Source organism: Agathobaculum sp. Marseille-P7918, assembly GCF_900625105.1.
Taxonomy (GTDB): Bacteria; Bacillota; Clostridia; order Oscillospirales; family Butyricicoccaceae; genus Agathobaculum.
Window position 1 is genome coordinate 1 of record NZ_UYYD01000018.1, and the last position, 21,746, is coordinate 21,746.

General features: G+C 62.0%; 33 protein-coding genes. All 33 read right to left on the bottom strand.

Features of this window, described 5'->3' with window-relative positions:
• Window positions 1-35: 35 nt before the first annotated feature.
• The gene (locus EJL02_RS13490; RefSeq protein WP_125116874.1) at window positions 36-575 is read right to left on the bottom strand and encodes a putative phage tail protein; all 540 of its coding nucleotides are present in this window, start codon (window positions 573-575) and stop codon (window positions 36-38) included.
• Window positions 568-1,629 (bottom strand): baseplate J/gp47 family protein, encoded by a 1,062-nt coding sequence (locus EJL02_RS13495; RefSeq protein ID WP_125116875.1) that lies wholly within the window; start codon window positions 1,627-1,629, stop codon window positions 568-570. The genes EJL02_RS13490 and EJL02_RS13495 overlap by 8 nt, the downstream gene beginning before the upstream one ends.
• Window positions 1,613-2,068: a DUF2634 domain-containing protein gene (locus EJL02_RS13500; protein ID WP_125116876.1), complete on the bottom strand. Its 456-nt coding sequence runs from the start codon at window positions 2,066-2,068 to the stop codon at window positions 1,613-1,615. Before EJL02_RS13500 ends, EJL02_RS13495 begins: the two co-directional genes overlap by 17 nt.
• A 43-nt stretch (window positions 2,069-2,111) precedes the next feature.
• Complete coding sequence (locus EJL02_RS13505) at window positions 2,112-2,387, bottom strand: hypothetical protein (protein ID WP_125116877.1); 276 nt, start codon at window positions 2,385-2,387, stop codon at window positions 2,112-2,114.
• Window positions 2,388-2,396: 9 nt separating this feature from the next.
• Window positions 2,397-3,911 carry a CHAP domain-containing protein gene (locus EJL02_RS13510; RefSeq protein WP_125116878.1) on the bottom strand — a complete coding sequence of 505 codons (1,515 nt, stop codon included), beginning with the start codon at window positions 3,909-3,911 and terminating at the stop codon, window positions 2,397-2,399.
• A gap of 11 nt (window positions 3,912-3,922) precedes the next feature.
• On the bottom strand, window positions 3,923-4,378 hold the full coding sequence (locus EJL02_RS13515; protein WP_125116879.1) for a hypothetical protein: 456 nt from the start codon (window positions 4,376-4,378) through the stop codon (window positions 3,923-3,925).
• 50 nt (window positions 4,379-4,428) lie between these two features.
• A complete protein-coding gene (locus EJL02_RS13520) occupies window positions 4,429-6,492 on the bottom strand; it encodes a hypothetical protein (RefSeq protein WP_125116880.1) in 2,064 nt (687 codons plus the stop codon).
• Window positions 6,492-6,749: a hypothetical protein gene (locus EJL02_RS13525; RefSeq protein ID WP_125116881.1), complete on the bottom strand. Its 258-nt coding sequence runs from the start codon at window positions 6,747-6,749 to the stop codon at window positions 6,492-6,494. The genes EJL02_RS13520 and EJL02_RS13525 overlap by 1 nt, the downstream gene beginning before the upstream one ends.
• Window positions 6,683-7,078, bottom strand: coding sequence for a hypothetical protein (locus EJL02_RS13530; RefSeq protein ID WP_125116882.1), 396 nt, complete (start codon window positions 7,076-7,078; stop codon window positions 6,683-6,685). Before EJL02_RS13530 ends, EJL02_RS13525 begins: the two co-directional genes overlap by 67 nt.
• Window positions 7,079-7,089: 11 nt before the next feature.
• Window positions 7,090-7,518 (bottom strand): phage tail tube protein, encoded by a 429-nt coding sequence (locus EJL02_RS13535; RefSeq protein WP_125116883.1) that lies wholly within the window; start codon window positions 7,516-7,518, stop codon window positions 7,090-7,092.
• A gap of 13 nt (window positions 7,519-7,531) precedes the next feature.
• Window positions 7,532-8,629, bottom strand: a complete 1,098-nt coding sequence (locus EJL02_RS13540; protein ID WP_125116884.1) for a phage tail sheath C-terminal domain-containing protein — start codon at window positions 8,627-8,629, stop codon at window positions 7,532-7,534.
• Window positions 8,630-9,064, bottom strand: a complete 435-nt coding sequence (locus EJL02_RS14270) for a phage tail terminator family protein (protein ID WP_164510435.1) — start codon at window positions 9,062-9,064, stop codon at window positions 8,630-8,632.
• The gene (locus tag EJL02_RS13550; RefSeq protein WP_125116885.1) at window positions 9,055-9,528 is read right to left on the bottom strand and encodes an HK97 gp10 family phage protein; all 474 of its coding nucleotides are present in this window, start codon (window positions 9,526-9,528) and stop codon (window positions 9,055-9,057) included. Before EJL02_RS13550 ends, EJL02_RS14270 begins: the two co-directional genes overlap by 10 nt.
• The gene (locus tag EJL02_RS13555) at window positions 9,518-9,856 is read right to left on the bottom strand and encodes a head-tail adaptor protein (protein WP_164510436.1); all 339 of its coding nucleotides are present in this window, start codon (window positions 9,854-9,856) and stop codon (window positions 9,518-9,520) included. The genes EJL02_RS13550 and EJL02_RS13555 overlap by 11 nt, the downstream gene beginning before the upstream one ends.
• On the bottom strand, window positions 9,840-10,148 hold the full coding sequence (locus tag EJL02_RS13560) for a head-tail connector protein (protein ID WP_125116887.1): 309 nt from the start codon (window positions 10,146-10,148) through the stop codon (window positions 9,840-9,842). The genes EJL02_RS13555 and EJL02_RS13560 overlap by 17 nt, the downstream gene beginning before the upstream one ends.
• 4 nt (window positions 10,149-10,152) lie before the next feature.
• A complete protein-coding gene (locus EJL02_RS13565; RefSeq protein ID WP_164510437.1) occupies window positions 10,153-11,322 on the bottom strand; it encodes a phage major capsid protein in 1,170 nt (389 codons plus the stop codon).
• Window position 11,323: 1 nt separating this feature from the next.
• Window positions 11,324-11,935 (bottom strand): HK97 family phage prohead protease, encoded by a 612-nt coding sequence (locus EJL02_RS13570; protein ID WP_125116889.1) that lies wholly within the window; start codon window positions 11,933-11,935, stop codon window positions 11,324-11,326.
• Window positions 11,910-13,115 (bottom strand): phage portal protein, encoded by a 1,206-nt coding sequence (locus EJL02_RS13575; RefSeq protein WP_125116890.1) that lies wholly within the window; start codon window positions 13,113-13,115, stop codon window positions 11,910-11,912. Before EJL02_RS13575 ends, EJL02_RS13570 begins: the two co-directional genes overlap by 26 nt.
• Window position 13,116: 1 nt before the next feature.
• Window positions 13,117-14,871 (bottom strand): terminase large subunit, encoded by a 1,755-nt coding sequence (locus EJL02_RS13580; protein ID WP_442858026.1) that lies wholly within the window; start codon window positions 14,869-14,871, stop codon window positions 13,117-13,119.
• Window positions 14,864-15,019: a hypothetical protein gene (locus tag EJL02_RS14275; protein WP_164510438.1), complete on the bottom strand. Its 156-nt coding sequence runs from the start codon at window positions 15,017-15,019 to the stop codon at window positions 14,864-14,866. The genes EJL02_RS13580 and EJL02_RS14275 overlap by 8 nt, the downstream gene beginning before the upstream one ends.
• Window positions 15,016-15,378 (bottom strand): hypothetical protein, encoded by a 363-nt coding sequence (locus EJL02_RS13585; RefSeq protein WP_206426981.1) that lies wholly within the window; start codon window positions 15,376-15,378, stop codon window positions 15,016-15,018. Before EJL02_RS13585 ends, EJL02_RS14275 begins: the two co-directional genes overlap by 4 nt.
• An 81-nt stretch (window positions 15,379-15,459) precedes the next feature.
• A complete protein-coding gene (locus EJL02_RS13590; protein ID WP_243114523.1) occupies window positions 15,460-15,762 on the bottom strand; it encodes an HNH endonuclease in 303 nt (100 codons plus the stop codon).
• Window positions 15,755-15,961, bottom strand: a complete 207-nt coding sequence (locus EJL02_RS13595) for a hypothetical protein (protein ID WP_125116891.1) — start codon at window positions 15,959-15,961, stop codon at window positions 15,755-15,757. Before EJL02_RS13595 ends, EJL02_RS13590 begins: the two co-directional genes overlap by 8 nt.
• A 66-nt stretch (window positions 15,962-16,027) precedes the next feature.
• Window positions 16,028-16,252: a cysteine-rich KTR domain-containing protein gene (locus EJL02_RS13600; protein ID WP_164510439.1), complete on the bottom strand. Its 225-nt coding sequence runs from the start codon at window positions 16,250-16,252 to the stop codon at window positions 16,028-16,030.
• Window positions 16,242-17,084, bottom strand: a complete 843-nt coding sequence (locus EJL02_RS13605; RefSeq protein WP_125116893.1) for a rolling circle replication-associated protein — start codon at window positions 17,082-17,084, stop codon at window positions 16,242-16,244. Before EJL02_RS13605 ends, EJL02_RS13600 begins: the two co-directional genes overlap by 11 nt.
• 102 nt (window positions 17,085-17,186) lie before the next feature.
• Window positions 17,187-17,405, bottom strand: coding sequence for a hypothetical protein (locus tag EJL02_RS13610; RefSeq protein WP_125116894.1), 219 nt, complete (start codon window positions 17,403-17,405; stop codon window positions 17,187-17,189).
• The gene (locus EJL02_RS13615; protein ID WP_125116895.1) at window positions 17,389-17,814 is read right to left on the bottom strand and encodes a DUF551 domain-containing protein; all 426 of its coding nucleotides are present in this window, start codon (window positions 17,812-17,814) and stop codon (window positions 17,389-17,391) included. Before EJL02_RS13615 ends, EJL02_RS13610 begins: the two co-directional genes overlap by 17 nt.
• Window positions 17,811-18,506, bottom strand: a complete 696-nt coding sequence (locus EJL02_RS13620) for a hypothetical protein (RefSeq protein ID WP_125116896.1) — start codon at window positions 18,504-18,506, stop codon at window positions 17,811-17,813. Before EJL02_RS13620 ends, EJL02_RS13615 begins: the two co-directional genes overlap by 4 nt.
• A complete protein-coding gene (locus tag EJL02_RS13625) occupies window positions 18,503-18,826 on the bottom strand; it encodes a hypothetical protein (protein ID WP_125116897.1) in 324 nt (107 codons plus the stop codon). The genes EJL02_RS13620 and EJL02_RS13625 overlap by 4 nt, the downstream gene beginning before the upstream one ends.
• Entirely contained in the window at window positions 18,823-20,391 is a 1,569-nt protein-coding gene (locus tag EJL02_RS13630; protein WP_164510440.1) for a ParB/RepB/Spo0J family partition protein, read from the bottom strand. Before EJL02_RS13630 ends, EJL02_RS13625 begins: the two co-directional genes overlap by 4 nt.
• A complete protein-coding gene (locus EJL02_RS13635; protein ID WP_125116899.1) occupies window positions 20,375-21,175 on the bottom strand; it encodes a ParA family protein in 801 nt (266 codons plus the stop codon). Before EJL02_RS13635 ends, EJL02_RS13630 begins: the two co-directional genes overlap by 17 nt.
• Window positions 21,172-21,354, bottom strand: coding sequence for a hypothetical protein (locus tag EJL02_RS13640; RefSeq protein WP_125116900.1), 183 nt, complete (start codon window positions 21,352-21,354; stop codon window positions 21,172-21,174). The genes EJL02_RS13635 and EJL02_RS13640 overlap by 4 nt, the downstream gene beginning before the upstream one ends.
• Complete coding sequence (locus EJL02_RS13645) at window positions 21,341-21,697, bottom strand: hypothetical protein (protein WP_125116901.1); 357 nt, start codon at window positions 21,695-21,697, stop codon at window positions 21,341-21,343. Before EJL02_RS13645 ends, EJL02_RS13640 begins: the two co-directional genes overlap by 14 nt.
• Between the last annotated feature and the right edge of the window lie 49 nt (window positions 21,698-21,746).

The window sequence follows — 21,746 nt, forward strand, 5'->3', positions numbered from 1 at the left end:
CCAGAATATCCGTTAATTTACTCATGTCCGCCTCCTCAGAACGCAAAATCGTGCAGCGTGTGGCTCTGCAGCTCGTTTATCGTCATGCCGTGCACCTCGCGCACCAGCAGATAGCGGTAGAGGTACTGCACGGCAAGGTGCGCCGGGATGACCTCGAGCACCGCACTTTGCAGCGCCGCCAGCGCCTGCTCGGTCGGCACGCCATACGCGCCGACAAACCGCAGAATGATCTCGCCCGGCTGGTAATCCACCTCGACCTCGCCGTTCTCCCATGCGTCGCACACGCGCTGGATGAGATCCACGTTGCACACGCCGGTCGCACTGCGCCACTTGGCCTGCAAAACGCTGCGCCGCTGCTCGAGCGTGTCGCCCGTGCCCGGCGTCAACCCCGCAATCCGCTCCTCGACCGGCAGGATGTAGGTCATCGAATCCAGAAACAGCTGGTCGGCAGCTTCGCGTGCGGCGTCCCGCTGCCCCTCGTCCACCGCCTGCACCGCGCCGAGCAGCGCGATCACCCATGCGTCGCGCCGGTAGGCCACCGGCAGGCTATGCAGCATGTCGTCAAACTCACGCATAACTGAGGGACACCTCCCCCAGCACCGCGCACTCCCGCTCGCCGACGGCGACGTTTGCCGTGCCGCCGTTGATGGTCAGGTTCTCGAGGTCGAGCACGCCCTCCACGTCCAGCATGCGGTCGGTGATGCGGGCAAAGCTGACGTAGTCCTGGGCAAAGACGATTTCCGCCAGGTACGCGGCCACCGCCGCTTGGATGCCTGCCGTGACCGTCTCCTCTTCCGCGGTGTTCAATTTGGACACCGTGGCGTTGATCGCGATTTCCTTTTTCGCCGCCGCCTCAACGAAGCACTGCGCGCCGATCGGGGCCTGCCCCTCGCCGCGCCCCGTGCTGCCGGGGTCGATGTAGTCCTGCACCTGCTCGACCAGATCCTCCGGCGCAGGCTGACCGGTGCTGTCCACCAGCACCACGTCCACCGTGTTCGCGCCGTGGCCGAGGGGAAACACCCGCACCGCGCCCACGCCTGCGACTTCCAGCGCCCAGCTTTGGTAGTGGTAGATGTTGCCCGAGGTCGCGGGCGTGCGGATTTTGAGCAGGTAGCGCGCGTAGTAGTCCGCGTCGTCCTCCTCGTCGTAGCCGCCGGTCGTCGGCTGCGGGTTGTCGCAGGACGTGATGCCCTGCAAGGTCACCGGCATCTGCGTGATGCTGTTTGCGGGCAGGTTGCCCGCCGCGCCGTCCACCCGGCAGGTGACCGGCACTGTGCCCTCGCCGGTGATCTGCACCGTCCCGCTCGCCGCAAACTGGATGCCGCCGCCGGACTCAAACAGCGCGCCCTGCTGCACTGTCCCCGTGCCGGTCACGGTCAGCACGCCGGTGGCGAAGGTCGCCTGCCGCCGCTCAAGGCCGCTGCGCGGGAAAATGTAGCGGTCGAGGTCGCCGCCCGTCAGGTTCTCCGGGTCGAGCGCCGCGCGCATCGCCGCAACTTCCTCGTCCGTCCCTTCCATGCGCAGCGCGGCGGCTGCCAGCAGGTCGTGCGTCGGGTAGCCGACCGTCTTTTGATAGCTGGCCGGCATCGCGGCCAGCAGCGCGGTCAAAATCTCATTCGCCGTTGACATAGGCGGTCACCTCCGTATCTTCTCCGGTGCGCAAGTGCGCGGTGAATGCCACCTGCAAGCCGCGCCGCAGGCGGGTGAACGTGAAGCTGTCCACCGACCGCACCGCGGGGTTGAATGCCGCCGTCTCGCGCACCTGCCGCTCGATCTCGGCGGTCACAAAGCCCAGCGGCGCGCGCTTGCCCAGCAGCGTGCGGTCCACGCCCAGCGCGGTGGAGGCGTCCGTGCGGTAGACGGGTATCGCGTCCGGCGGCTGGCGCAGCATGAGCGCAAACCACTGTTTGACCGCCTCCACGCCCGACCGCTCGACCAGCGCACCGTCCACCAGCTGAAATGCGCCGCGCCCCCGCTCGTCGAAGTCGAACGCGGGCACGCGGCCAACCTCCGCCGCCGGGATGCCCTGTATTTCGGTGGGCGAAAAGGAAAATAAAGCATCTGCCATAGTGTCAACCTCCCAGAAGTCATTACAAAAGTAATGACTTTTATCATGAAATCTTGTCGAGGATCAGCAGACCGCCGCCAGACAGGATCGCCGCGGCACGCTCGCCCGTTTGCCAGTCCCGCGCGGCGGCCGTCGCGGTGAGCGTGAGGTTTACGCCCTCCACCGCCCGCACATTGCCGTCGATCACCGAGAATACGAGTGGTTTCGGGCGCTCCTGCTCGCACACCGCCTCATACCATGCCGCCTGATAGGGCGACTTTTTCGCCCGCGTGCCGCCGCGTTTCAAAATCGCCTCCGCCAGCTTGTAATCAAATGCCATACATTCTCCTTACGCCGCCCACGGCGTGCAGAAACCAGAAATCTCCGAATAGTAACGCGTCATGGGGCGCACGCTGTCCGAGCAGTTGCCCTCGATGGTCTGCACGCTCGACCGCGTCGCGCCGGTCACGATGCCGATGTGCCGGTCGCCCTGTATCATCAGGTCGCCCGCCTGCGGGATGTAGCCGCTCGACACCGTGCGGTACTTGCCGCGCGCCTGAAAATACGCCGACATATCGCCGACATAGCCGTAATTTGTCGGGATCGGCGCGCCACACTGCGCCGCGCACCAGCAGACGAAGTACACGCACCACGCGACGCCATTGTTGCCCGCCCACGCGCCGTATTTGTTGATGTTGCCGGGGCTTTCCTTGTAGCCGAGCTGGCTGCGCGCGACCGAGACAAAGCTGGCCGCGCTGCCGTTCCCGCCGGAAGTGCCGGACGAGCCTGCGCCGATCGTGTCGGGCAAGCCCCAGACGGACACCTTGTCCGTGCTGTCCGCCGCGCGCGGCTCATCGAGGGCGGTAATCTCCAGCTCCATCGTGTGCCCCGCGCCGCCGTAATGATGCACGACGCGCGTGACGCGGTGGCGGCCCGCGATGCCAAAGGCGGGCGAGTTGAAGCCCAGCACCGTGCCGCTCGTTACCTCGTCGCAGCCCCAGATTTCGCTGACCGTGCGCGTGCGGCCGACGCGGTCCTTCTGGGCCAAGAGTGTCCGCACCATCTGGCCGAGCTGCGCCGTGCCGGGGTTCTCGGTGACGCTTTCGACGTACTGCAAAAAGCCGTATTTCGCGATCGACGCGGCATTACTGGCCTGTGCGCCGCGGTACACCTTGCCGTTGTCCTCGGCCGCGAGCACCACCGCGTTATACAGCTCTGCAATGCTGTCCTCACCCGACACCTGCCCCAGCGCCCATGTGATGTTGAACGCCGCAAGGTTCGCGGCGGGCTTGTGAAACGCCCGGATTTCGGCGGTCGGCAGCTCGCGCACGACCAGGCCCTCGGGCGACATGCGCGCCTGATATTCCTTGCCGGTCTCGGCGCTGCACCGCTCTAAAATGTCCGCGATGATGTCGCTCACCGCATCGCCCAGCCAGACCTCGCTGATCTTGGTCGGAAGGCTCACGACGCTGGCCACGCCCACGCCCGCCTTGCTGCACGCCGCGCGGATGGCCTCGTCGGCCGCCATGCCGCTGCACTGCAAAATGATGCCGCTGCGGCCAAGGTACCAGCCGCGGTCGTAGGCGGTCAGTGCGCCGTCCAAGCCGACCTTGACCAGCTGCCCAACGAACACATCCGCGCCCGCCGCCTCATTGCGCAGGCGCAGCTTGTCGCCCGGGGCGAGCGCGATCTTGGGGACGTACTTGTCCCATTCGCTGATGAGCTGCGTGCCGGTCAGCTCGACCGACAGCGCGGTGATGTCGTCCGTCGCGGTCAGGTCTCCCACAAAGGCCGTGATGTCGCGCGCAGCCGCGCCGCTGCGCTCAAGGTACAGCCGGTGCTCGTCTACATATCCGTAAGCCACGCCCGCACCCCCTATACGACAAATCTGTACTCTGTGATGGCGATTGTGTATGCAATGTCGCCGTTGCGCCGCACGGACGGCTCAAAGCTGTCCACCGTGCACGGCATATTGAGACGGCACACGCCGCCACTGTCCAGCACGATGATGCGGAACGGCACTTTGCGGTCGCGCCAGCGCTCAATAAAGCTGACATACGCCCAGCCGTCCTCGAGCGCCTCGGCGGGCATCCAGCTGTACCGCTTGCCGACTGGGAAAAAACTCGACCAGCTGAGCGACCGCAGCCCGAGCGTGCCGATGCGACGGTAGTCGTAACTCAGGCCTGTGTATGTCTCGTTGTGCTGCTCGGGCAGCGGCAGAGGGAAGTCCACCGGCACATGCGGGAGCGTAAAAACCTCCTCGTTGTTGTTGACGCTGATAATCACTTTGTAGGCGATCGTCGCCACCTCCTGTCCATCCGCCCGGCTCACGCGCCTGCGGCGGGATGATATCGCGGGGAGCAGTTCGGCTCCCCGTCCGGTTACATGTTGTCCAGCGCGCGCAGAATTTTCTCCACGATGGTCTCGCCCAGCTCGTCCGCGTACTGCCGGTTGCCGATCACATTGCCCATGACCTGCACCTGCACGGTCACCTGCGGCCCGCCCGCCATGCGTGCGGACACGTCGTGCGGGATGATCTGCGTGCCCGACGGTAGGTTGAGGATCTCGCCGCCGCGCTCGTTTACCCGCGTCAGGCCGCCGCGCCAGTAACTCGTGCCGAGCGCTTTGCCGGTCAGCTGGTCGCCGATCCATGACAGCGCGGACTTGCCGCCCGAGTACAGGCTGCCCAGCAGCGGGATACTCTCGATCTTGTCATCCAGCCATGAGAAAAAGCCGGAAACCTTGCTCTTTGCGCTGTCAAACGCGCCGGTGATGCTATCCCGGATACCGCCGAACACGGATTTTACTTTTGTCCACAATGCCGTGGCCGTATTCTTGACCGTGTCCCAGTTTTTGTAGAGCGCCACACCGGCGGCGACGATCGCGCCCAAGCCGAGCACGACCCAGCCGATCGGCGTCGCCACAAAAGCGGCGTTCAGCGCCCACTGCGCAGCGGTCAGGGCGGCTGTCGCACCGGTCGCGATGCCGGATGCCGCCGCACTGGCGAGCTGTCCAGCTTTGTTGACTGCCATCATCGCGGTGTTATGCACCCATGCTGCGGATGCCACACCCAGCGCTGCCGCCTGCGTGGCGAGCCATACCGCCCCGCCGACAATCTTATGTGCCAGCAGCGCGGCCTTGTTGGCTACGATCGCCGCCGTATCGACCGACCACTGCACCGCGTTGGTCATCAGTGTGAGCGTCTGGTCAGTCAGCCATCGCACCGCACCAACAGCCTTATTGGCAAGCAGCGCCACCCGGTTAGCTGTCACCACTGCTGTGCTGTAAACCCAGCAGTACGCCTCCAGCGACTTGACGGAAATCAATTTCCGAACGGTTTTGATAAATTCCCAAACCGTGGAACCCGCAGAAATCAGGTCAGCGGTAAACTTGACGACTTGCACGGTGACAAATGCTTTAGCTAACCCTTTGAGCGCGCCTTGCAGTTCATCCGCGTTGTCCTTGCACCATTGCAGCGCATCTTTGGCCTTGCTGACCGCGCCCGCAAACTTCTGGTCAAACTGCGTGGTCAAGGTATCCATGTCCAAACCAGACACCCACGACGAAAACGCATCCGCTTTTTGATTGAGCCATTCAAGCGCCGAGCCGCCGCGATAGCTGCCGTCCTCGGCCGCGCCGAACATCTCCCACAACCGGTTTTTGACCAGTGCGCTGGTGTCGCCCAGCTTGGCCGTCACTTCGCTGAATGTCGCCTGATTGCGCCGGGCATTGATGACCTGCTTGTTGTTCTCGTAGAACGCCGTAGCCGCGCCCTCATACGCGCTGGAAAGCGTGTCCATGATGAGCTTGTTGCGCTTTGCTTCGCTTCCACAGGCGGACAGCTTATCGTTAAAGTCGTCCTCCATGATGCCGACCCAGTTGAGCGCATCGGCAAGCACGCCGGTCACCTCGCCCACCTTGGCAGTCTCGTTGGAGGATTCGATCAGGCCCTCGATCGGCAGCGAGTCGCCCCACTTGCCGTGCGCGCCCGCTGCGATCCGCGTCCATGTCGTGACATCCTTCTCGTTCTCGACCAGTTCGGCCAGCAGCTGGCTGGCTTCGGTAGCGGTGTCGGTGTCACCGAGGATCGCGTAGAAGTTGCGGTAGCTCTTGCGCGCCGCCGTCGCGGATAGGTTAGCTGCCTGATAGGCAGTATTAAGCTTTCCCTGCGCGATGCGGTACTCCTCGGTCGCGCTGTCGAGCGCGAGAAAGGCCGTTGTCAGCGCGGTGACGCCCGCGACGCCGACGCCTGTGGCGGTTTTGGCGAAACTCTTGATGCCGTCGACCGCCTTATTCTTGAACGCCACCACCTGCCGGGTGGCGGACAGCATGCTGTCGTCGATATCCGCGCCCGCCTTTTTGGCATTGCGCGCCGCCTTGAGCAGCCCGCCGGACATGTTGTCGCGCAGCTGCAGCACGGTGTTGATAACCTTACTTTTTGCCATCAGCCGCCCTCCTTTTCACCCGAGAACGCCGTGGCCACGCCCGCCGACATCAGCAGGCGCATCTCCTCATAGTAGCGCGCCCGACCGACCCGCAGCACCGCCCGGTCGAAGACGCTCATGCAGCGCAGTTCGTCCGGCGTGATGCCGCGCGGCGCATAAAACGCCGCAAGGTCGAGGAATGGGTCGCGCGCTACGAGTTTTTTGCCGTGTCCTCTTCGGTCTGACCGTCCGCCTTGTCCGGCAGCAGGCCGTTCCACCGCAGCAGCTGACCGCCCAGCGTGTCGATCTCGGGCACGTCCATCAGGCGGCGCACCGCGTCATAGGGGTCGGTGACGTTCAGCGTCTTGTGCAGCTCGGTGTCCTGCAATGTCGGACACGAATCGTAGATGAGCGACGTGCATACGCCGATCGTGTCGGCCGCGCCACCCGCCTCGGCGATCGCGCCGTAATATTCCAGCTGCTGCGAGCCGGTCAACTTGACGCAGTCCAGCATCTGCCCGCCGATCTCGAAGGGCTTGACCTCGGTGCGCGCCTGCGCGCGCTGCTCCGCCCGCGCCGCGAGCGCATCCAGCAGTTTCTTATCCATGTAAATCCTCCTTACAGCGTCTCGAGTACTTGGAAGTTACCAAACTGGAACGGAAGCTCCATCTCAGTCATGGTCTTTTTCTCAAATTTGGCTAGCATAATCTCAGTTACGACAATATTGCTGTACGCTAGGCGTTCGACCTTATTCGTGCCCTTCTGGGTATGCGCAGTGATAATCGTGATCTCAGGCATCACGCCGCTGAGGTACGCCTCAGAGATCAATTTCAACACATCGCTATCTACCTTGAGCCATACCAGCGTGCCCTCTCCAGAATAGCCGTTATAAATTGAATACGTCGCGGGATCACCGCAGACATTGACAGGTTCAAAGTCACCTGTTGCCTTTGCCTCAACACTCTGAAGCGTGGCCAGCTTTTTGCCGTTGAACCATGCTGCGCCGCCGTTGCCGTGCATGATTTTATTGGGATCAAATTCCGGCATGTGTTACACCTCCTTAAAACAGGTTGATCGGGAAGATCAGGTCGGTCATGCTGCCGAGGATCTTCACGTTGCCCGCAAGGTAAACCCTGCGCTTATAGGGCGTGGCCTTGACCGTGTCGTCGTCCCAGTCGGCGGCCTCGGCCTTGCCGCTCGCGACCCACGCCGCGCGCTGCGCTTCCACATCGATGCTGGCAGCGTTTGCGTAGTCCGGGTCGAGGATCAGCTCCTGCGTGAGCTGCCGGAAATACGAGCTATTGATCACCGCGATGAACAGCATCTGGTTGTCGCGCGTGTTGCGGTAGTTGCCCAGATAGGTGCCGCGGAACGTCGATGTGATGTCGTCGCGCATCATGTCCATTGCCTCAACAGTTTCGATAAACTGCATGTCCTCGGTCTTGGTGTTGCCGTCGGTCGAGGTCAGGGAGTTGATGCCCTGACCGATGCGCACCGCACCTTCCTCGTCGATGTACAGGATGAATTTTCCCGCGCCAACCGCCGCGTCGTTGTCCTCGACCTCCTGCACGGACGCGAGATTGCTGCACAGATAGTTCGTGCAGCCGCGCTCGACGTTACACACTGCGAGGATCGCCAGCAGGCTCGGCAGATAGGCGACGCCGTCCTGCTCGCCGCGCTCGTCCGTGAAGGTCACCTTTTCGTTCACAAAATGGACGACGTGCATGTCGTCCGGCAGCGGCGTGATATTGTGCACGATGCACTTGTAGCTCTTTGCCTTGGCGGCCTGCGTCTTGACCCAGCTCGCGAGCGCCGCGCCGTCCTCGGCGGACTGGCCCGCGATGGCAAGCCAGCCGGTTTTGACCGTGCGGCTGATTTCAGAAAGCGTATCGCCCAGCGTGCCCTCGGTGTCCAATCTGAACACATGCGACTGATAGGGCGCAAAGGAAAGCATATCGCTGATCGCGTTGTAGTTGTCTGCGGTGTACAGCGCCTTGTCTGTCTGCAAAGCAGACAGGTCGGTGTATTGTTTATGTGTAAAGCCTTTGTCGGTATCGTCCCGGACGATCAGGATCGCGACGCCGCGCGCGCTGCGCTCGATCAGCGTCGTCGCCTGCTGCCGGAACGTGATTTCGATTTTCGGCATGGTAATAGGCATTTAAGTTGTCAGCTCCTCCCCATTGTAGATAAGCTCCTCCATCGGCTCGCCGGTCTCTGCCGCGCTCTCGACCCACGAGACGCCCAGCTGTGCTACCAGCACGCCCTGCGAGGTGTCCACCTCGACCGCATCATCCAGCGGCAGCCAGATGCCGCCGACCGCGAAGCCGTCGCCCAGCGTGTCCAGCAGCTGCTCGGCCACCTCGTCGCACTCGTCGCGCGGCCGGTGCGCGTCCTTCGGGTAGTACCAGATGTCAACGTCGGCCTCATACTCGCGCTCGCCGTCGCAGGCCGCGCCGCCGGACACCGGCAGCACGTCAATTTTGAAGCTCGGGCGCTTGACCGGCTTGTCCTCGTCCGGGCGCATCACCGCAGCATCTTGGACAAGCGGCCGCACCAAGGCGGTCAGCGCCGCGCGGATATCCCTTATTTGCATATCTCGTCGATCACCTCATCCAGCAAGTCCTCGCAGTTGCGATGGAACTTTTCCGTATAGGCTTCTTCGGCCTTTGCGAACACCTCGCGGCCTGCCACATAGCCGACCTTGCGCCCGATGCCCTTGCCGGGCCTCACGCCGTGGCCGTTGCCTTTCCCCTTGCCGGGGTTGACCACCTGCGCGTGTCCTTCCTCGATCAGGTGGGCGTGCCGTGCATTCGAGTACACGCGGATCAGCGACGCGCCGTCCTTGGTGTAGAACTTGCCGCGCTTGATGCCCGCCTTGTAGTTGCCGGTTTTCGTCCCCAGATTTACCAGCCGGATCTGCCGCAGTGTGCGCCGCTTGAGTTCCGTGCCGGATTTCTGCATGGTCTTTTTGACCTTCTTCGGCCAGTTGCGAGACATTTTCGCAACCCAGTCCGCATACTCGTCCAGCTCGGACAAATCAATGCCGTCACGTGCCATCTTCGATCACCAGCCTTAAAAACACCTCGAGCCGGTCGCGCCGCTTATAGTGCGGCTGCCAATACTGCACATCGTACCGCTGCCCCTGATACTCGAAGTAGGTCGCGGTGGTCAGGCGACACGAGCGCGGCCGGATGGTCAGCTTGTGCGTCACCGCCGCCCGCTCGGTCTCGCCCGGCAGGGTCTCGGTGCGGCCGGACACGACCGTCAGAGCACCCCAGATCGTGCCGTCCGGGGCGTACTCGTAATCGGTCTCGCCGATGTCGTTCGTGAACGGCTTCTTGTTGAACACCGTCAGGCGGTGTTTGAGGTCATTGGTCAGGCTCATCGGCTGCCTCCTTTTCCGGGTAGCGGCTGGATAAGGCGATGTGGTTGAGCAGCACTTGCAGCGTAAACGGCACTTCATTCACTGCCGTGTCGGTCACCGGCGTGCGGTTTTCGTACCAGTGCGCGGCCAGCTGCAAAACCGCCATGTCGAACAGCTCGTCGCCCGCTTTGGGCGGGGCTTTGCCCGTCATGTCGCGCACCGCACTGTCCGCCGCTGTCAGCATGGCGGTGATCAGCGCGTCCTCGTCCGCATGGTCAATGCGGGCGTAGGTTTTGAACCGCTCCAGCTCCATCGGCTCAGCCCGCCGCCTTGACCAACTTGCGCACCGCGTCCGCCTGCGCGGGCTGGCAATCGAACATCGCGCTGCCGAGGAACAGGAACGCGTTCTTGGTCAGGTCAAAATCGCTCGTAATCGTCACGTCCTCCGGCATGTTGCCGATGACCGTGGACAGGTCGACGAGATACGCCTCGTGGTCGGCCACGCGCTCGTCGATCAGCACCGGATAGCCGTAAATGTAGTAGCTGCCGCCCTCGATGCGCACAAGGTCGTTTTTGCTCTTGTCCTGCAGCGGCATAAAGTCGGTGAACAGCGTCTTTTTGCTCATCACGAAGTTCGCATTTGCGTCATAGCCGCCGGGCAGCAGCGCGATGAGGTTCAAAACGTCTGCGGTGGCCAGCGTGCCGCCGCTCGCGACGGTCACCGAGTTGGTTTCGTCCCAAGTGTTGGCCTTGTCGATGCCCTTGCCCTGGCTCGAACCGGTGCCGGTCAGGATGGTCGCGGTGATCTGCTTGGCGATCTTCTTCGCGATCATGTCGGTAAGCCACGACTCGAACGCGTCGATCGCCATTTTCTGCACCGACTTGGAGATCTGCACCAGCTTGCACACTTCATAGGCCGACAGCGTGATCTGGGTCAGGCCGTCCTCGCTCGGGGTGATGTCGTCGTTCTGGTTGTGGTAGGCGGCATCCGGCTCCTCGCCTTCGACCGCAAAGGTCACGTTGCCCGGCACACGCAGCAGCGTGATCTTGTCCAGCAGCGGCGCATACTGGTGCACCTTTTCGATGATCTGGTTTGCCGTCTGGGTCGGCACGGCCGGGCCTGCCGAGCCGGTCGCGGTCGACCACGCGCGCTGTTCGGTCTCGGTCAGATCGCAGCGCATGATCGTGTGCAGCCATGCCGTGCGGTATTCCGGGCTGTCAAAGGTGTAGGTGCGCTCCTCGGGCGGCTGCGCCGTCGGGAAGCGGCGCACCTCGGTGCCCGCCGTGCCGGTGGCAATGCGGCCGAGCAGCTGGCGGCGCTGTTCGGCCTTATCCAGCAGGCCCTTGCGCTCGGCGAGCAGGCCGTCGGCCTCGGTGGAAAGCGCGTCCAGATCGGCGTCGGGTGCGTCCATCTCGGTCTGGATGGCGGCCAGGCGCTGCTCGATCTGGGTCAGACGGTCGGTGTTGGCGTTGGTATTGGTAGGCATATCACGTTTCCTCCTTTGTAATTCCGTTGATTTTGAGCTTGAGTGCCAGCTTGCGGCGTTTGTCCGCCTCCGCGTGCTCGTGCGCGGCCTCCGCCGCAGCCCACGAGCGCGCCGCGATGCTGGTTCCGTCATAAGCCGGGATGTCGACCGCCGCGACGTCGAAGATACGCCGGAAACCGGTAATGCGGCGCAGGCGCTTGGCACGGTCGTATTCCTGCTTATTCACGGTAAATGCGAACGACATCCGGTCGATGTAGCCGCCCCGGATTTCCTCGTAGAGCCTCCGCCCTTCCTCGGTGCCGCCGAGATCGGCTGCAATGTGCAGACCCTTGGTGTCGACCGTCAGGGAAAGCGTTCCGTTCTTCGTTCGCGCCACGGGTTTGCCCCCATGGTTGAAATTCATCACGACGTCGCGCATCTCCGCTCCCGAAAATGCGTTCCGGTCGATGACTTCCTTGTACTGGATGCCGTCGTACTCGTACAGCACGGTTTCCTCGTCGAAAACCGCAGCGTACCCCTCGACGCGGCACTGCTTTTGCCCGTCGCCGCCCTCCTGCGGCAGCGCCCGCACCTCAAACGTGCGGTAATCACGGGTCTCCGGCGTGATCGCCATTGTCGTCGCCCTCCTTTGGCTGGGTCGGCGCGGTGTTCAATTTGTACACCTCCGACACCTCTGCATATTCCTTGCGGATGAAATACCGGTCGCCGTCCTCGACCGGCGGCATGTTGAAGATCTCCAGACCCATGTTGTGGGTGAGAAAGCCGCGGTCAAAGAGCTGCGTCACGATATTCAGTTTTGTGTTGTTGCTCGCGTATTGCAGGCGGTTGGCCGTTGCGATGATGCCCGCGCCCTGCGCGATTTCGGCGGGCGAAAAGGTCATCGCGGTCAGCACAAGCGACAGCTGGATGGCAAACGGCTCGATGCTGCCCTCATAGTAGGCGTTCCACTCGTCCTCGGTGTAGGTGTTGGTGAGGATTTTCTCATTCGTGCCGAAGTAGCTGAACACGCTCTGGCGGATCAGCTCCTGCTGGCGCGGGTTGACTACGAGCGCCGTGCTCTCGATCTGCTTGACATCCGCGTACTTGCTGTCGAACATCATCACGCCCGTCGCGTTGCCCGCGAGGTTGTCCGCGGCGAAGCGCTCGCGCTCGGCGTCGATGTCCTTTTTCTTGAGGTTGCCCGCAAGCCGCGCGAGAAAGCGGATGGTGGTCGCGTTCTTGATGCCGTTTACAATGCCCTCATCCTGCGTGTGCATGACCTGCAAGGTCGGGGCGAGCGGCCGGTTGTCCGACCCGAAAAAGTCGTCCTCGTACTGATGCTGGGTGAGCAGCCCCGCGCGGCTCAGCTCGATCGCGGCGCTCTGCCCGCCCCAAAAGTGGTAGAGCAGATACGGCTCGCCGCCGACCTCGCGGATGCTGGACTGCTGCGGCAGCACGGGAAAATACCCGACGAGCCTGCCCACCGCGTCCTCCATCGGCACGATAAAGGCGTTGTTCTGCACCATGTAGATGGTGGCGAGCCGCGCGAGAAACTTGCTCGCGTCCATCCACGGGTTGGGCTGCTGCCCCAGCACGCGCGCAAGCTCGGGTCTGGCGTCGCCTACCAATTCGAGGTGCAGCTTGCTGCAATGTCTGGCAAAGGTCGCGATCGCTGCGCGCGTCAGCTCCATCTCGTACAGCCCGCCGCGGTAGGTCGTGTAGACCGGCTGGTACGCGGTGAGCGTCTTGAAGAACGCCCGCGCATTCCCGCCGCCCGGCGGCCGCCGCGGGAACAGCTTTTCAAAAAGCCCCATGTCATGCCTCCTCGTTCATGTTCACATAGTCGTCGCGCTTGTCCTGCAGCACCTTGTAGGCGCAGATCAGCGCGACCGTACCGTCGATGCGGCGGCGTCCGTCGGTCACCTTGACCGGCTGGATGTTGCCGTTGATGTCGGCGCGCACTTCGGTGTTGACCAGGCACCACTTATCGACCGGGTTGTTGTTATCCACCACCAGACCCGCGGCAAGATCGGCCTTGAGGTCTTTCATGGGCTGGGAAAGCGACAGCGTACCCTGCCGCACGGGGATCATGCACTCCGCGCCGAACTCGGCCTTGAAGCGGTCGAGCAGGCTGTCGTCGATGTGCCACGGGTCGTACCCGATGTAGCGTACATACAGGTCGTCCTCGTCGCGCAGCTCGGTAAACCAGTCGAGCATCACCTGTTTATCCACCTTGTTGCCCGGCACGGCGCGCATCAGGCCGCGCTTGACCCAGAGCGAATACGGCGCGCTGTCGCGCTCGCGGCGATTGCCGGCAGCCGCGTCCGCGTCCAGAACGCTTTGCGGCAGCCAGTACATGCTGCGCCGGTAGATCTTCGGGTCGCCCGGCCGCTGGCAGATCGCCGTCGCGGCGCACAGGTCAATGCTGTCGGCCGCGTCCATGCCGCCGATGCAGTAGTCGAAGGCGATGTCGAAGGTCTCGGGGTTGGAGCACTCCGCCCACGTCAGCCACGCGGTCGCGGCGTTCTCCTTGAGGTTGAAGTCCTTGACCAGCACGGTCGGCAGGAAGGACGGGTCGGCCTCGGCCTTTTTGACCATCTGCCGCAGGTACTCGATTTTCTTGATGGTGCCGAGACCGGGGTTGGCCTTGATCCAGTTCTTTTCGTCGTGGTACTCGTCCCGCTCGTCCAGCTCGTAGATCCACGCGAGGAACGTGTCGTCTGTGATCGTACCCTCCAGCACGCCCGCGGCGTAGGCATACTGCGCGTCGAAGATGCACTCGCGCACAAAGCCGTTGGTCGAGATCGAGAACAGCAGCGGCTGCTCGCGGGCGGACATGGATTGCTTCATGTCGTCGTAGATGGCGCGGTTTTTGATGGCGGCCAGCTCGTCCACCAGCACGCCGTGAGCATTCAGGCCGTCCAGACTGTTCGCCGCGGACGCCAGCGCCGAAATGGTACCGAGGTTTGCCGGGTAATACAGGTCGCCCTGCCGCTTGCGGATGGCGCGAAACAGCTCGGGAGACTGTTTGCGCATGTTGACGCAGGCGTTGTACGACTTTGCCGCCTGCTCGCGCTTGGTCGCGATCGAGTAAATCTCGGGCGCGCCCTCGTTGTCGTTGACCAGCAGGTCCAGTTCGAGCGCGGCGCACTCGGTGGTTTTGCCGTTCTTGCGCCCCTCGACGATCATGACCTCTTGGTACTGCCTGAGACCGGTGTCCCGATGCACAAACCCGAAAATCGCCTGCCAGCGTGCTTTCTGGAACAGCTCAAGTCCCAGCGGCGCGCCCAGCTGTCCCTGCGGCTGCTTGCAGAACCGCTCGACAAACGCGATGTGGACATTTGCGGTGTCCAAATCGAACACCCACGGCTTGTACTTTTCCGGCCGCCGGATCTTGTCCAGCAGCAGCGCGCACAGCAGACGCACCTTGCGGCAGGCAAGGATGTCGCCGGTCAGCACCGCGCAAGCGTATTGCTCAAGCCAGTGCTCGCCTTTCGGCGCGGGATTTTTCTTCGCCTCGCGCTCCATGCGGCGCAGCAGGCGCTCACGAGAGAGACGCGGATCAGCCATCCGGCGGTCGCTCCTTTTCGCGCTCGGCTTTCGCGATCGCGTGCCGCAGCTTGTCGTGCGGGCAGCGCCGGATGCGCTCGGGACGGCGCAGCGTCGTGTCGCACACGCCCTGGCTGTTCAGCATCGGGCAGGCTCTGCACATGTTCATCGCACCGCCCTCCCGTTCGCTTTCTGCCATGCGCGCAGCGCGTCACCCTCGGCGTCTCCCGCGGGCAGCATGTCGCACAGCGTCTTGATGATCGCGGTCTGATTCTTGATCATCGTGTTGTACACCTCGACCTCAGGCGACTTCTTCGTGCCCCACTGGTTTTCGCCGTTCTGGTACTCGGACACACAGCCGTTTTCCGTGATGGTTTTGCGCAGATCGGCCAGCGTCACGGCCATGAAAGCTGCATTTTCGATCAGGGAAGCGGCGGTATTCCGGCGGTTTTCGTCCAGTCCCGCAAAGATTTTTTCGAGCTGCTCGCGCTCGCGTTTGATTCTTGTGTCGACCGTGATTTTGGGCATTTCGCCGCCTCCTTTCTGCTACACCCCTCCCGCATGCTCCACTCAGCTCAATTCTTCTTGGGGCATGCGGTCTGAGGGCGGTCAGCGATTTTTCGGGAATGGGGGGAGTATGTTTCCGTCCGCATCGAAGCGGCAGCGCGCCGCCGGATGCTTTGTCATGTGCTCGAGGTCGTGACAGCGGTGACACAGCAGCTCGAGGTTGTCCCAGCCGAGCGTGCGCTTGGGGTTTCCCATGTCCTGCGGCCGCAGCGCCTTGCGGTGATGCACGATCAAGCCAGGCGCGCCGCAGCGCTCACACAGGCCGTGCCGGTGCGTCATGTAGGCGAGCCGCGTCTGCTGCCATGCCGCCGAGTTGTAGAACGATTTCGCCCACGGCTTAGCCACGGATATCGCCTCGCATGACCGCGATCGCGTACTGGCTGTCGCCGATGGCCTTGGAAATCGAGTTGATTGACCGGTACAGCCGGAAGCGCACCTCCGCCTGCGGCTCGGCCTGCATGCGCTTATACAGCGCGTCGCGCAGGCGCTTCATGGCCTCGACGTTCTCGGCGTACTCGTTCGCGATCTCGGCAATGGTTTTCATGGCACGCCCTCCTTCCGGGCAAAAGAAAAAGCGCCAGAACGGATCACCACACACTCTCGGTGGTAATCAGCTCTGGCGCAGGCTGTTCAGCTCGGGCTTTCGCTCTCGTGGCGGCGTTCCTGCTGGCTGTTCAGCTCGGAGGATTTCGTCGCCGATATTCACGATGATGTCCAGTTTGCATTTTCGGCAATGCAACGGCAGGTTTGCGACCTTGGTCGAGTGCAGCATCAGCTGGAGCTTGTTGCCGCATCGCGGGCACGTTAACCAATACTCTTGATTTTTATTGTACACTCGTTTTTGCCTCCTGTCTACGCCGTCGGCGTCTTTTCTCCATGCCTGTGTGATATGTTACAGACCATTTCGAGTCAGCAACTACGCGCGTGCGTGCGCGTAGCTTTTCATTGTTTTCTCGCTTTGGTTTTCGTTTGGGCATCATGTACTTGAGATAGCGGCAGGAAGCAAAATCATTCCGTTTGATACCGCTGTCATCAATCACCTGCACGCCGGGCGGCGGATCAATCATCGCCGCATCGTCTACCCATTGATAGGTAACGGTTGGGCGCTTGAGGTTGCGCGAGCCGACAAATTGCTTTTTGCCGTTGAGGCTGGCCTCCCGCCGCTCCTTGGTAAAGTAACCGGCCCAAACATCATACCCGCGGTCCTCGATATAATTGAGCTGGACATTATCGCCCCAAACCCACAAGGACTGGATCAGCTCAAGGTCTCCGCCGACGGCGTTGAGGATCAGATGCACATGCGGCCGGTGGTCACCGTGCCGCCCCTCGAGAACGTAGATGTACTTGAGCTCCGGCAAGCCGCGCGCCTTTCGGTAGGCGCGGATCTGGGCGAACACCTTGCCGAGCCGCCGCCGGGTTACGTCCGGGCTGGCAGGAAGATCTTTGTCTCGGTAGGTTAGCGAGAACACCAAATCGTCCGGCTCGAAATTCGTAGCCATCAACATCTCCAACTTGCGCTGCGCAGTATTGCAATTGGTCTGCGCGATCTGCTCGGCAGTCACCTCGCGGATGCGCTTTCGCTCTCGCTGCGATGCATTCGGTCGCGGGACTGTGTAGATCACATCCCACACCAAACGCCCCGCACGGATGGTTTTTCGTCGTTTCATTGTCCCTCCGTGTTCAAATTGGACACAAACGGGTGCAGGGAGGCCGCAGCCTCCCATACCCGTTTTGATGATTTTTCAGAATATCCGGGATTTTCGGATTTGTCAAGAGTCCTTTTTTACGAGATGTACTTTTCCATTCCAAAACCATTGAAAAACCAGCTTGAACAGCACGTACGCCGCCCGGCCCCACACGGCCTGACACTCGCCGCAGTTGCGGCAGATCCGCACGCGGAATATTGGCAACAAGATATAGCCGTCATCATAGCCTTTCTCGTTGTAATGCGTACAGCAGCGATGTGGGAATTTATTCGGGTTTTGCATCAACAACCACCTCCTCCGGCGGCTCCGGCAGCGGCATCCAATGCGTTACCGTTATACGCTCAAACTCCGCCGGATAATCATCCAAATACCAACCATCGGTTGGGTCGTAGGTAACAAGCTGGCACGCACCGTTAAATGTCAAGTGCCCATTGCTCGCATATACAATAGCCAAAACCACAGTAAACGGAGACTCTGGAAGCGCCTCATTCACGCTGATCCAGCGTGGTGCGGCGGCCTGCAGCTGCTCGCAGGTCTGCGGCTCCAAACCCAAAACATCACGATCAGCCTTTTCCGCAACCGCCTCCGCGATAAAATCAATGGTGGTGCGCTCACTGTCGCTCGTTGACTGCTCACGCAGTTCCGCAAGCGATGCAAGTGCGCCCTCATACGTTTTCTGACTATATTTCATTTGACGTCCTCCTTTTTGATTCGCTCGAACTCGATCACCCACACCCACGGGTTATCCTCCCAACAGGACAGATACCGATCGAACATGTTTGGGCGCTTTGGGATGGTGCTATCCCATATTTGGGAGAACCCGGCGCGGTACGTTCCGTTTTCATGCAGAAGAAAAGCTGGTTTCCCCGTATCCGGGTCTGTATATGGGTACATTTTCTCTGCGCCCTCTGCCTTGGCATCTTCTTCGGTGATCGCCTGCAACCGCTCGCACCGCACGCCGGTCACCCGCAGAAAGAGGCGGGCGGCCTCGCGCGGCATGTTTTCGTTCGGTCTCCATCCCGGCTTGCTTTGTGCCCGACGCATCATATCATAGCGGGCGGCTTCAAAATAGATGTCTGCATACGAACCATCAGCCTTATACTGGACTCGACCGCTCCCGACAATATCAGACAAGCAGTCAACTCGAAATGTCTCCCGCACATACAGCACATCGCCGGGCTGGTACGGCGCACGATTATACAGGCTATGCCCAAACATCACAGGAACGGATAACACGCTATCGTTCCACGCTGCGCCACCCAGCTTCCAAAGATGGCCGTCCAGTACCGGCTGCGGCTTCACCACCCGCCGCGTCACCGTCTTTCGTCCTTCCAGCAGCGCGCGCACCATTTCGGTGGAAAACAGGATCGGCTTTAGGCTCATTTCATTTTCACTCCCATCAACTTCGCCCACTGCTTATTCGCGGCGCGAGACTCGGCCAGTGCAGCGTCGGCCTGCTGCAAAACGTCCATCGGTACATCCATGAGCGGCATGCCCTCATACGGTTTGAGCAATTCAATATACCGCTGGGATGCGTCGCGTGCGGTTTTCACCAGCTGATCCGCACGGTCAAGCTGCTCCTGTTCTTTTTTATATTCCAGATCTCTGAGTGCAAGGCGCAGACTGCGTTCGGACAAGTCATACTTGCACATCGTCTTGATGATCCAAATCAGATCGGCCTTTGTACAGTCAGACAGGTTCATTTAACCTCCTCCGGCGGCAGCGCAGCCGACCACCAACGGACATCCGGCGTCATCAGGCCATCGTCCGGCATCTCAGGCAGGTACCAGCTGCCCGCGCGATAGATATAGAGGGCATAATTGTTCCGGGTGTAGATATTGTGGCTCATTGTCAGCACCTTCTGCCCCTCCTCCGGCTTCTCATCCGGGTACGGGTGCCAGACCGGCGCGGGCTGCGGGACGGCTACCTGCTGCACCGGCTCGGCGTATACCTCGTCGTCCGGGTGGATTGTCCAGCGGACAACCTCATCCCACAATACTACCGAATAGTCGATTTCACCGCCAAGGAATTTCCCTTCATCGACAAATCCATCTTTGTCCTGAGCAATGATGCGCGCGCCGACCGGCGGCTGTACATCAGGCGAAAACCACGCCGCACACGGCAGACCCGTTTCCTTGCCCGCGACGATGATCTTGTCATGCGCTTCGATCTCGCTTTCTGAGATATGCGGTGTTTCCGACTTTGGCTCGATGACTGCCTGCCGCATCTGCTCATCCAGCCGGCGCAGCGTTTGTGCCTCGGGCGCGGGTTCTTCTGGTGTGTCTGCGGGCGGCGCGATCTTGCCGTTCTCCACCATGCCGCGCAGCCGCTGCACGATCTGCGACCACGACAGCTTGCCGCAAAACGGCTTTTTGACCTCCAGACCGCTGCCGCTGAGGTCAAACCACACGCCCTCCGACGCTAATCCTTGATATCCGGAATAATGCAGCGCATCCTTGACCGCCGGAATCAGCTGGATCGCCGCCGATCTCTGGCTGTCATGCAGCACGCGGTATAGCGCGGCCTGATACGGCGACGCGATATGCCGCAGCAGGAACGCATCGACCACGCCGTCCGACACGGTCGGCTTATCACGCGCGGCTTTGACATCCTGCGCGCGGAAGGTCTCACCCCGCGCCAAGCGCTGCTCAAACTCCTCTTGCACCTTCTTCGGGCTATGCGCCAACTCGTCCGCGACCGACTCGCCTATTTTCTCGCGCCGCAAGGCATCCAGCAGCGCGGGCGACAGGTTCTTATGGATGTACTGCATGCGGTGCACGGCGGACGCGCTCTCCTTGGTCTGCTCGGCGAGGTGGTCGCGCAGGCGACCGGGTAGCTCCACGCCGCGCGCCTTCATGCTGCGCAGCGCCTTCTCCAGCCGGATCACGGCCTCCATCTTTTCGTAGTAAGTCAGCTCGCGGCTGGTCAGGTTGGACTGGATCAGCGCGACCATCTCGCTGTCCTCGCCGTCGTACGTCTTGACGATGCAGGGCGCGTCCTTGCGCCCCAGCAGCTCGAGTGCCTTGCGGCGGCGATGTCCGGCGACAATGCGGTACTTGCCGTCCCCCGCCGCGCACGCGGTCAGCGGGCTATACAGCCCGTTCATCGCGATGTCGTCCGCCAGCTCCTGCACATCCTCGACCACGAAAAAGTTGTGCTCGTTTCCGATCAGCTGCGAGAGCGGAATTTGGACGACCTGCATGTCGGGCGTGTCCAATTTGAACACATCATGTGCGACCATCGCGCCGACGTTAACTTTGCGTGCCATCTGTGCCACCTCCCACATACTCGCGCACCCATGCGCGGTAGTCGCGCGCGGCGGCCGAAGTCGGCGACCACTGGCAGACCGGCTCGCGCGCAAAGGTGCTTTCGTCCACCTTGTCCGTGCGGCGGATGCGGGTCTGAAACACCGGCACGGGGCAATGCTCTCGCAGCCAGTCCTCGCCCTGCCGGACCACGTCCGCGTTGTGCCACATGGTCAGCAGCACGCCCACCTGCACCGCGCCGTTGACGCGCCGGATACCGTCGATCTGGCGCAGCAGCTCGGCCATGCCGTCGATCTCGAACGCGCCCGGCTTTACCGGAATGACGATATCGCTCGACGCCGCGACCGCGCTGATCGACGCGACCGAAAACGCGGGCGGGCAGTCGATCACGAGATAATCATAGGCGTCGTCCTCGATCACCGCATCGCGCAGGTCGGTCAGCACGCGCAGCGCACGGTCGCGCGGCGTGCCGCCGTGCACGTCGCCCGGCAGGCTGCCGTCGAGGTCGAGCGCCGCGAGCGACATGTCCGCCGGAATGACGTCCAGCCCGCGGTAGATCGTGTGCTGGACAAGGTCGGTGTAGCACATAATTATGCCCTCGAACAGGTCGGCGAGCGTGCCCGGCTCAGCCGGGATGCGGTAAAACCGCGAGGCGTTGCCCTGATGGTCAGCGTCGATCAGCAGCACGCGCGCCGCGTACTCGGTGGCGAGAATCGCCGCGAGGTTGACCGCCGTCACCGTCTTGCCGACGCCGCCTTTCAAATTCACAATGCTGATGGTTTTCATTTGCCCTTTTCCTTCCTCCGGTGTTTATCACCCTGCCGCGCGACAATTTCAGCTGCAATGCCGAGCGCGCGGGCGGTGCGCTCGTAGTCCTTGGCGAACGCCGGGTCGCACACGCGGCTCATCGCCAGCACGCGGCGGCGCTCAAAACGCAGCGTGCGCACCACTTCATGTAGATTCATCGTCGTCCTCCTCATCCAGCACGGCCTCCGAGTCGTCCGCGATCATACGCGCGCAGCACGGGCACACGGCCCAGCCGTTCGAGATCGGGCCATTGGCCTCAAACTGCGCGATGTGGCTGCACGCCTCGCACTGCCAGACGCTGTGCGCCTCGTCGATCAGGCGGTAACGCACCGGCCCAAGGTCATCGTCCATGTAAGACTGTAAAACGCTTGGAGAACTGCATATATCCTCGTAATCCTTAAGCTTGTACAGCGCGCCATACAGGCCGTCCGGGATCTCCGCCCACGACACGCCCTTGACGCCCCAGTTTCCGTTCGGCTCCCGGTAAATCAACTTGCTCATGTATGTACCTCCTATGCGGTCTCGATTTTCGTCTGTTTGTACGGGTCGT

What these genes read in the sequence shown, in the direction of transcription:
- EJL02_RS13560 (WP_125116887.1), bottom strand. Translation starts at nt 10,148, where the DNA reads ATGGAGCTGGAGCGGTTCAAAACCTACGCCCGCATTGACCATGCGGAC.
- EJL02_RS13580 (WP_442858026.1), bottom strand. Translation starts at nt 14,871, where the DNA reads ATGGCTGATCCGCGTCTCTCTCGTGAGCGCCTGCTGCGCCGCATGGAG.
- EJL02_RS13585 (WP_206426981.1), bottom strand. Translation starts at nt 15,378, where the DNA reads ATGCCCAAAATCACGGTCGACACAAGAATCAAACGCGAGCGCGAGCAG.
- EJL02_RS13550 (WP_125116885.1), bottom strand. Translation starts at nt 9,528, where the DNA reads ATGGCACGTGACGGCATTGATTTGTCCGAGCTGGACGAGTATGCGGAC.
- EJL02_RS13595 (WP_125116891.1), bottom strand. Translation starts at nt 15,961, where the DNA reads ATGAAAACCATTGCCGAGATCGCGAACGAGTACGCCGAGAACGTCGAG.
- EJL02_RS13610 (WP_125116894.1), bottom strand. Translation starts at nt 17,405, where the DNA reads ATGCAAAACCCGAATAAATTCCCACATCGCTGCTGTACGCATTACAAC.
- EJL02_RS13640 (WP_125116900.1), bottom strand. Translation starts at nt 21,354, where the DNA reads ATGAATCTACATGAAGTGGTGCGCACGCTGCGTTTTGAGCGCCGCCGC.
- EJL02_RS13570 (WP_125116889.1), bottom strand. Translation starts at nt 11,935, where the DNA reads ATGGCGATCACGCCGGAGACCCGTGATTACCGCACGTTTGAGGTGCGG.
- EJL02_RS13620 (WP_125116896.1), bottom strand. Translation starts at nt 18,506, where the DNA reads ATGAGCCTAAAGCCGATCCTGTTTTCCACCGAAATGGTGCGCGCGCTG.
- EJL02_RS13625 (WP_125116897.1), bottom strand. Translation starts at nt 18,826, where the DNA reads ATGAACCTGTCTGACTGTACAAAGGCCGATCTGATTTGGATCATCAAG.
- EJL02_RS13540 (WP_125116884.1), bottom strand. Translation starts at nt 8,629, where the DNA reads ATGCCTATTACCATGCCGAAAATCGAAATCACGTTCCGGCAGCAGGCG.
- EJL02_RS13615 (WP_125116895.1), bottom strand. Translation starts at nt 17,814, where the DNA reads ATGAAATATAGTCAGAAAACGTATGAGGGCGCACTTGCATCGCTTGCG.
- EJL02_RS13500 (WP_125116876.1), bottom strand. Translation starts at nt 2,068, where the DNA reads ATGGCAGATGCTTTATTTTCCTTTTCGCCCACCGAAATACAGGGCATC.
- EJL02_RS13575 (WP_125116890.1), bottom strand. Translation starts at nt 13,115, where the DNA reads ATGGGGCTTTTTGAAAAGCTGTTCCCGCGGCGGCCGCCGGGCGGCGGG.
- EJL02_RS14275 (WP_164510438.1), bottom strand. Translation starts at nt 15,019, where the DNA reads ATGAACATGTGCAGAGCCTGCCCGATGCTGAACAGCCAGGGCGTGTGC.
- EJL02_RS14270 (WP_164510435.1), bottom strand. Translation starts at nt 9,064, where the DNA reads ATGCAAATAAGGGATATCCGCGCGGCGCTGACCGCCTTGGTGCGGCCG.
- EJL02_RS13495 (WP_125116875.1), bottom strand. Translation starts at nt 1,629, where the DNA reads ATGTCAACGGCGAATGAGATTTTGACCGCGCTGCTGGCCGCGATGCCG.
- EJL02_RS13505 (WP_125116877.1), bottom strand. Translation starts at nt 2,387, where the DNA reads ATGGCATTTGATTACAAGCTGGCGGAGGCGATTTTGAAACGCGGCGGC.
- EJL02_RS13490 (WP_125116874.1), bottom strand. Translation starts at nt 575, where the DNA reads ATGCGTGAGTTTGACGACATGCTGCATAGCCTGCCGGTGGCCTACCGG.
- EJL02_RS13520 (WP_125116880.1), bottom strand. Translation starts at nt 6,492, where the DNA reads ATGGCAAAAAGTAAGGTTATCAACACCGTGCTGCAGCTGCGCGACAAC.
- EJL02_RS13535 (WP_125116883.1), bottom strand. Translation starts at nt 7,518, where the DNA reads ATGCCGGAATTTGATCCCAATAAAATCATGCACGGCAACGGCGGCGCA.
- EJL02_RS13605 (WP_125116893.1), bottom strand. Translation starts at nt 17,084, where the DNA reads ATGAAACGACGAAAAACCATCCGTGCGGGGCGTTTGGTGTGGGATGTG.
- EJL02_RS13645 (WP_125116901.1), bottom strand. Translation starts at nt 21,697, where the DNA reads ATGAGCAAGTTGATTTACCGGGAGCCGAACGGAAACTGGGGCGTCAAG.
- EJL02_RS13565 (WP_164510437.1), bottom strand. Translation starts at nt 11,322, where the DNA reads ATGCCTACCAATACCAACGCCAACACCGACCGTCTGACCCAGATCGAG.
- EJL02_RS13555 (WP_164510436.1), bottom strand. Translation starts at nt 9,856, where the DNA reads ATGAGCCTGACCAATGACCTCAAACACCGCCTGACGGTGTTCAACAAG.
- EJL02_RS13635 (WP_125116899.1), bottom strand. Translation starts at nt 21,175, where the DNA reads ATGAAAACCATCAGCATTGTGAATTTGAAAGGCGGCGTCGGCAAGACG.
- EJL02_RS13630 (WP_164510440.1), bottom strand. Translation starts at nt 20,391, where the DNA reads ATGGCACGCAAAGTTAACGTCGGCGCGATGGTCGCACATGATGTGTTC.
- EJL02_RS13530 (WP_125116882.1), bottom strand. Translation starts at nt 7,078, where the DNA reads ATGGATAAGAAACTGCTGGATGCGCTCGCGGCGCGGGCGGAGCAGCGC.